This window comes from Motilibacter deserti, assembly GCF_011250635.1.
Taxonomy (GTDB): Bacteria; Actinomycetota; Actinomycetes; order Motilibacterales; family Motilibacteraceae; genus Motilibacter_A; species Motilibacter_A deserti.
Window position 1 is genome coordinate 1 of the sequence record NZ_JAANNP010000108.1, and the last position, 5,897, is coordinate 5,897.

At 78.9% G+C, this 5,897-nt stretch carries 5 protein-coding genes; 3 read left to right on the forward strand and 2 right to left on the reverse strand.

Annotated elements, in window-relative coordinates; genetic code table 11:
- Together G9H71_RS20645 and G9H71_RS20650 are read right to left on the reverse strand one after the other, a co-directional pair.
- Positions 1–2,412: sacsin N-terminal ATP-binding-like domain-containing protein (locus tag G9H71_RS20645; RefSeq protein ID WP_166284666.1), on the reverse strand; the 2,412-nt coding region annotated here is incomplete at its 3' end.
- Positions 2,413–2,429: 17 nt separating this feature from the next.
- Positions 2,430–3,335, reverse strand: a complete 906-nt coding sequence (locus tag G9H71_RS20650) for a DUF3027 domain-containing protein (RefSeq protein WP_331273161.1) — start codon at positions 3,333–3,335, stop codon at positions 2,430–2,432.
- A 79-nt stretch (positions 3,336–3,414) separates the two neighbouring features.
- Between G9H71_RS20650 and G9H71_RS20655 the strand changes: the two genes are divergently transcribed.
- The 3 genes from G9H71_RS20655 to G9H71_RS20665 all read left to right on the forward strand — a co-directional run.
- Positions 3,415–5,103, forward strand: coding sequence for an MFS transporter (locus G9H71_RS20655; protein ID WP_331273162.1), 1,689 nt, complete (start codon positions 3,415–3,417; stop codon positions 5,101–5,103).
- Positions 5,104–5,173: 70 nt separating this feature from the next.
- Positions 5,174–5,638: a hypothetical protein gene (locus G9H71_RS20660; protein WP_166284669.1), complete on the forward strand. Its 465-nt coding sequence runs from the start codon at positions 5,174–5,176 to the stop codon at positions 5,636–5,638.
- A 13-nt stretch (positions 5,639–5,651) separates the two neighbouring features.
- On the forward strand, positions 5,652–5,897 hold a 246-nt coding region (locus G9H71_RS20665), incomplete at its 3' end, for a hypothetical protein (protein WP_166284670.1).

The window sequence follows — 5,897 nt, forward strand, 5'->3', positions numbered from 1 at the left end:
GCCGCGCGGCTCCGCGAGCAGCGCGTCCAGCGTGGACCGGACGCCCACGGCGCGCGCGAGCTCCGGGTCGAGCGGGATCGGGAGCGGGGCGTAGACGCCGGCGAGCACCGGGTCGGCGCCGGGCAGCGCGTAGTCCGTCAGCGGCCGGCCGTCGACGCGGGCGTGGGTGCGCAGCCACCAGGCCGTGTAGGACGCGCCGTCCCGGGTGCGGCCGTCGGCCCCGACGAAGCGGACCGGCTCGACGACGGCGTCGCGCAGCGGCGGCCGGGCGAGCAGCGCGAGGGCCTCGCCCCAGGCGTCCTCCCGCACGAGGTCGAGGTCGCGGACCGCGACCAGGGCCGGCGCGACCGGCGGCAGCGGTCCGACGGCCCCCGCGACCGCCTCCGCCCATGCGTCCTCGTCGTCCACGTCGAGGTCGATCTCGTCGGGGTCGAGCGGGACGTCCTCGCGGCGTTCGACGGCGAAGCCGCGCAGGACGCCGGCCGCCTCCAGCACGTCGGCGCCCCACCGGTCGACCAGCCCGCCGTCGACCGCCGCGAGCGCGTCCGGCTCGAGAAGCGTCGCGAGCTCGCTGCCCGGCAGGACCAGCTGGCCCGCGGGCGTGAGCCCGCCCTCGTCGTCGGGCAGCGCGAGCCCGGCGAGCGCCGGGACCTCGCCGGGCGCCGGCCGGGCGGCGGCGACCAGGGCCAGGACCGCGTCGGCGACCTCGCGCGCGGCGTCGTCGGGCAGGTCGAGCGTCCTCTCGACCGCCTCCCTCACGGCCGGGCCGGCGAGCAGCGCGGCAGGGGTGGCGCGCGCGGCGCCGAGGCGCTCGAGCAGCGGGTGGGCCGCGGCGGGGTCGACCGCGCGGGCGCCGAGCACCTCCAGCGCGTGCAGGACCTCGGGCGTGGCGTCCTCGGCGAGCAGCGCGCCGCGGGCGCCGCGGACGAGCCGGCCGTCGGCGAGCGGCACCGGCAGCGCGCCCAGCTCGTCCGGCGGCACGCCGTCCAGCGCGGCGTAGAGCTCGTGCCACCACGTCGCGGGGCGGCGCAGCCCGGTCAGCGCGTCGGCCACGTCGGCCACCCGCAGCCGGCGCGCGCCCAGCCGCTCCAGCAGGCCGGCCGACCCCGTGGGCGCGGGGGCCGCTACGTCGGCGAGCGGGCCGTCGTCCGCGCCGAGCACGTCGAGCGCGCGCTGGCCCACCCCCTCGACCACCGTCACGTCGCGCGGCCGGGCGAGCGCGCCCGCCACCGTCGGCACGAAGGCGGTCTCCGGAAGCGCCTCCAGCGCCGCCGCCCGCACCAGCGCGTCCACCTCGCCGGCGGCGGCCGGGCCGGGGACGAGCGCCAGCGCCGAGCCCGGGCGGGCGGCGGCGGCATGGGCGAGCAGCTCGGCGTACGCCCGCCCTGCCTGCGCCGCGACCGCCGCCCGCAGCGGGCCGGGCAGGGTCCGGCGCCGCGACGGCTCGAGCGGGAACGTCGCGACGAGCAGCGCGGGTAGCCCGATCGGCTCGTCGGTCGGGGTCGGAGCGAGGAGCACCCCGGACAGCGCCGGCGCGCCCTCGACCGGGAGCGCCCACATCACGGACCACTGGTCCGCGGCCCGCTCCTCGACCGCCCGCTCGGCCTGCAGCTCGGCCGCGACCCGCCCGGTCCGGCGCACCAGCAGCCAGCGCGCCGGCTCGCCGTCGACCGTCGTGGCCAGCCCGTCCGCGGCCGGCTCGACCGTGAGCTCCCGGACCGTGCCGGCCGACGCGTCCTCGATCCGCAGCTGCGCGAGGCCGGGCAGGGCGACGAGCAGCTCGTGGCCGACCTCCGCGAGCAGCCGCCGGGCCAGCAGCTCGGCGTCGCCGTCGCGCAGCGGCAGGTGCACGGCGGTCGCGTAGCCGTCCGGGACCTCGACGGCCGCCGGCCGGGGAAGCCGGAGCACGGGTACGTCGCCGCCCCGCCGCTCCAGCTCCTCCCCCAGCGCCGGTGCTCCCGCCGCGCGCTCGCGCACCAGCTCGTACGCGTCGGCGCGCGACCAGCGGACGCCGCCCGTCGCCCGCGACCCGATGGCCGGCTCGTCGGTGACCGCGAGCACCGCGGCGAACCCGACGCCGAACCGCCCGACCGAGCCGCCGTCGCGCTTGGCGGAGGCGCGCAGCGTGGACAGCGCCTCGACGCCGGCCAGGTCGAGCGGGGCCCCGTTGTCCGCAGCGACCAGCCGGCCGGGCTCGAGCCGGAGCAGCATCCGCGCCGGCTGGCCTGCCCGGGCGGCGGAGTCCACCGCGTTCTGCGCGAGCTCGACGACGAGCCGGTCCCGGTAGCCGCCGCGGACGAGGTCCTCCTCGGCGTTGGCGTCCTCGCGGAACCGCGCGGCGCTCGCCGCCCACGCGTCGAGCACGCGCTCGCGGATGCCGGCGGTGCCGAAGGGGTCGTCGGTGGGAGCCATCGCCGCGACCCTAGGGCTCAGCTGTGGCCGAGCTCCTCGGCGGGCGTCGCGTCGTCGACCGAGCCCTCGCCGTGCTCGGGCACGACGACCGGCTCGGGCGGGCGCACGGACACGACCTCCACGCCGGTCTCGTCGAGCACGGGCTCCGGCGGGGCGGGCGGCGCGGGCAGGACCGCGGCCTCGGAGTGGGCGCCGCAGCCGTGGTCGACGGAGACGATGCGCCCGTCGGACGGGGAGTAGACGTTGGAGCACGCACCGAAGACCAGGCGCATCGAGCCGGCCAGCGGGACGAAGAAGCCGCAGGAGGCGCAGTGGGCCGGGGCCGCCTGCGCGATCGGGGCGTCGGGGCCGCCGTCACCGGCGTACCACCGCTCGGCGGCCTCGGCCCGGCCCTCGAGGGAGAGCACGCGCGCGCGGCCGAGCCCGAGCTCCCAGCGGGCCGCGACGTCCTCGTCCTCGGGCCGCAGCGAGCTGTCGCTCCAGCCCGGGGCGAGCCGCGGGTCGTCGGCGGTGGTCGGGAGGATGTCGCCGACGCCGAGGTCGCCCGGCTGCAGCCGCTCGCTCCACGGGACCCAGGCCGGCGGGAGCAGTGCCTCGGGCCCGGGCAGCAGGGCCGACTCCACGACGGTGGGCTGGCGCTGGCGCGGGGCGCGGGCCAGCACGACCGACCAGCGCCACCCGACGTAGCCCGGGGTCAGGCAGGCGAACTCGTGGCTCACCAGCCGGTCGCCCTCGACGGTCGCGCCCAGGTGCTCGCCGACCGGCTCGCCCTCGGCGAGCTCCTCGGCGACCGCCCGTGCGACGTCGACCGCTGCGGCGAGGACGCTGTCGAGCGCGGGCTTGCGTGCACGGGGTGCGCGGCGCGGAGCGTCCTCGCGCGTCGGCTCGCCCGAGGGCGCAGCATCAATCGGCAGCGCTTCCACAGGCCCATCCTCGCATCCGTCCGGGCACGTGTCCGCGCTCCGTCCACATCGGGGCCGGTGATCACGGCAGGATTGAAGGGTGAGCACGGGCAGCGGGCAGGAGGCGCCGGGCGGGAGCGCGCCGGGCGGCGCCGGCCCGCGGCTGGACGAGGAGCTGGGCGGCGAGCCCGCCGCCGACCGCGGCCGTGAGGGGCGCGAGGACCGCAAGGGCCGCGAGGCGCGCGCGAGCCGCCAGAGCCGCGAGGAGCCCGGCGCGGCCGACCACGCGCGCAGCGCCGCCCGGGCCGCCGGCACCGCCGCCTCCGAGCTCGGCGCCCTCGGCCGCGTGGGGTGGCGGCGCATGCGGCGGGCCACCCGCGCCCACGGCGCCGGGGAGACCGGCCTCGCCAAGCTCATCGACCTCACCGCGATCGGCTCCGCGGGCGACGCCCTCATCACCGTCAGCCTGGCCAGCACGCTGTTCTTCTCGGTGCCGACCGGCGAGGCGCGGGGGCAGGTGGCGGTCTACCTGCTCGTCACGATGGCGCCGTTCGCCGTGCTCGCGCCGGTCGTCGGGCCGCTGCTGGACCGGCTGCGCCACGGCCGCCGGTGGGTGATCTCCGGCACGTTTGTCCTGCGGGCCGTGCTCGCCCTCGTGATGGCGACAGCGGTCTCGGGCGACACCGAGGACCCGTTCAAGCTCTACCCCGCCGCCTTCGGGGTGCTGGTCGGGACGAAGGCGTACGGCGTGGCCCGCGCCGCCGCCATGCCCCGGCTGCTCCCCCGCGCGCTCAACCTGGTCACCGCCAACGCCCGGCTCTCCATCGCCAGCCTTGCGGCGCTCTCGGCGGCCGCGCCGCTCGGCGCCGGCCTCGTCGCGCTCACGTCCCCGGCCTGGGCGCTGCGGCTGGCCGCGGTGGTGCTCGTCGTCGGCGCAGTCCTGTCCGTACGGCTGCCGGCCCGGCTAGACGACGCTCCAGGCGGCACCGCGCTGCTCACGAGCGACCAGCCGGACGACCCCGACGCGTTCGACCCGCTGGACCCGCTCTCGCTGTCCACGCCGCCCGGCGGGCCGGAGGAGGCCGCCGGGCACGGACGGCAGCAGGCACGGGAGCAGGCACGGGTGCGGACGCGCGAGGAGCCGCTCGGCGGGGCGACTTCGGCGCAGCGGCTGCGAGCGCGCCTGGCCGCGTCGCGCCAGCGCCGGGCGGAGGCCGTCGGCCCCGCGGTGGTGCGGGCGCTGCGGGCCAACGCGGCGATCCGCGCGTTCGCGGGCTTCCTCCTGCTCCACCTGGCCTTCCTGCTGCGCGCCGAGCCCTTCCCCGGCCCGGACACCGCGCTCATCGCCGCCGCGGCGGCGGCGGCCGGCGTGGGCAGCGCGGCCGGCGCGTCGCTCGGGGCGATGCTGCGCCGCCGGCCGCCCGAGCTGACCGTGCTGCTGACCCTGGCCGGGGTCACGGTCGCGGCGCTGCTGGGCTGGCTGCTGTTCGGCCTGGTCGCCGTCATGGCGGTCTCGGTCGCGGCCGGGCTCGCGCAGACCCTCGGCAAGCTGGCGCTCGACGCGCTCGTGCAGCGCGACGTCGCCGAGAACGTCCGGGCCTCGGCGTTCGCGCGCTCGGAGACGGTGCTGCAGCTGTCCTGGGTGATCGGCGCCGGCGCGGGCACCCTGCTGCACCCCGACGGCGGGCTCGGCCTGGGGCTGGCGGCCGCCGTGCTCGCGGCCGCGCTAGCGCTCGTGGCTCGGTCGGTGCTCGCGGGGCGGCGGGCTCGGCTGAACCACCTTGGGTAGCCTCGGGCGGGGCAGCCAGCGCTGCCCCCCACGGCACGAACTCCCGTCTCGATCCTTCGGAGCCCATCCCATGCGCGGACGCGACAGCCTGGCCCCTCGCCGCACCGGAGCTCGCCGCCCTGCCCGGGTGGCGCTCGCCGCGGCCGTGCTGTCGCCCCTGCTGCTGACCGCGTGCGAGAAGCCGGTGCCGTCGGTGACGCTCTTCGCCGGCTCGACGTCCGAGCGGGCCGAGGCCTCCTGCTGGAACCACGACGACGCCGCGCTCCCCCAGGACGAGGTCGCCACTTGCGCGAACGCGCAGGGCACGCTCGTCGAGGTGCACAGCGGCGACACGATCAGCATCAGCGTCGACAAGGAGGTCGCCGAGGCCGGCTGGCGCCCGCCGGGCGTCCAGGAGATCTCGCACGACACCTACTACAGCCTGCCGCTCGGCCAGGAGCTGACCGAAGAGGTCCCGCTCGACATCGTCGCCTACGACGAGTCCGGCGAGCAGCCGCGCGGCGTCTGGCGCTTCCGCCTCAGCAACAAGTCCTGAGGGCGGGCCGGGCATGCGGGTCCTCGCGCTGGTCCCCGACGACGCGGCGCGCGATGCCGCTCTCGCCGGCCTGACGGCGTTCGACCGGCCGCGGCTGGCCAAGCTCGCCCCCTACACCGGCACCCGGGTCTCCGACTGCGGCGCGGGGACCCTCGTCGTGGTGCCCACGGGCCTGGGCGGTGCCGCCGCCGCGGGCGTCGCCGCGGGAGTGGCCGTCAACCGGGCGCTGCCCGACCTCGTGCTGGCCGTCGACGTCATG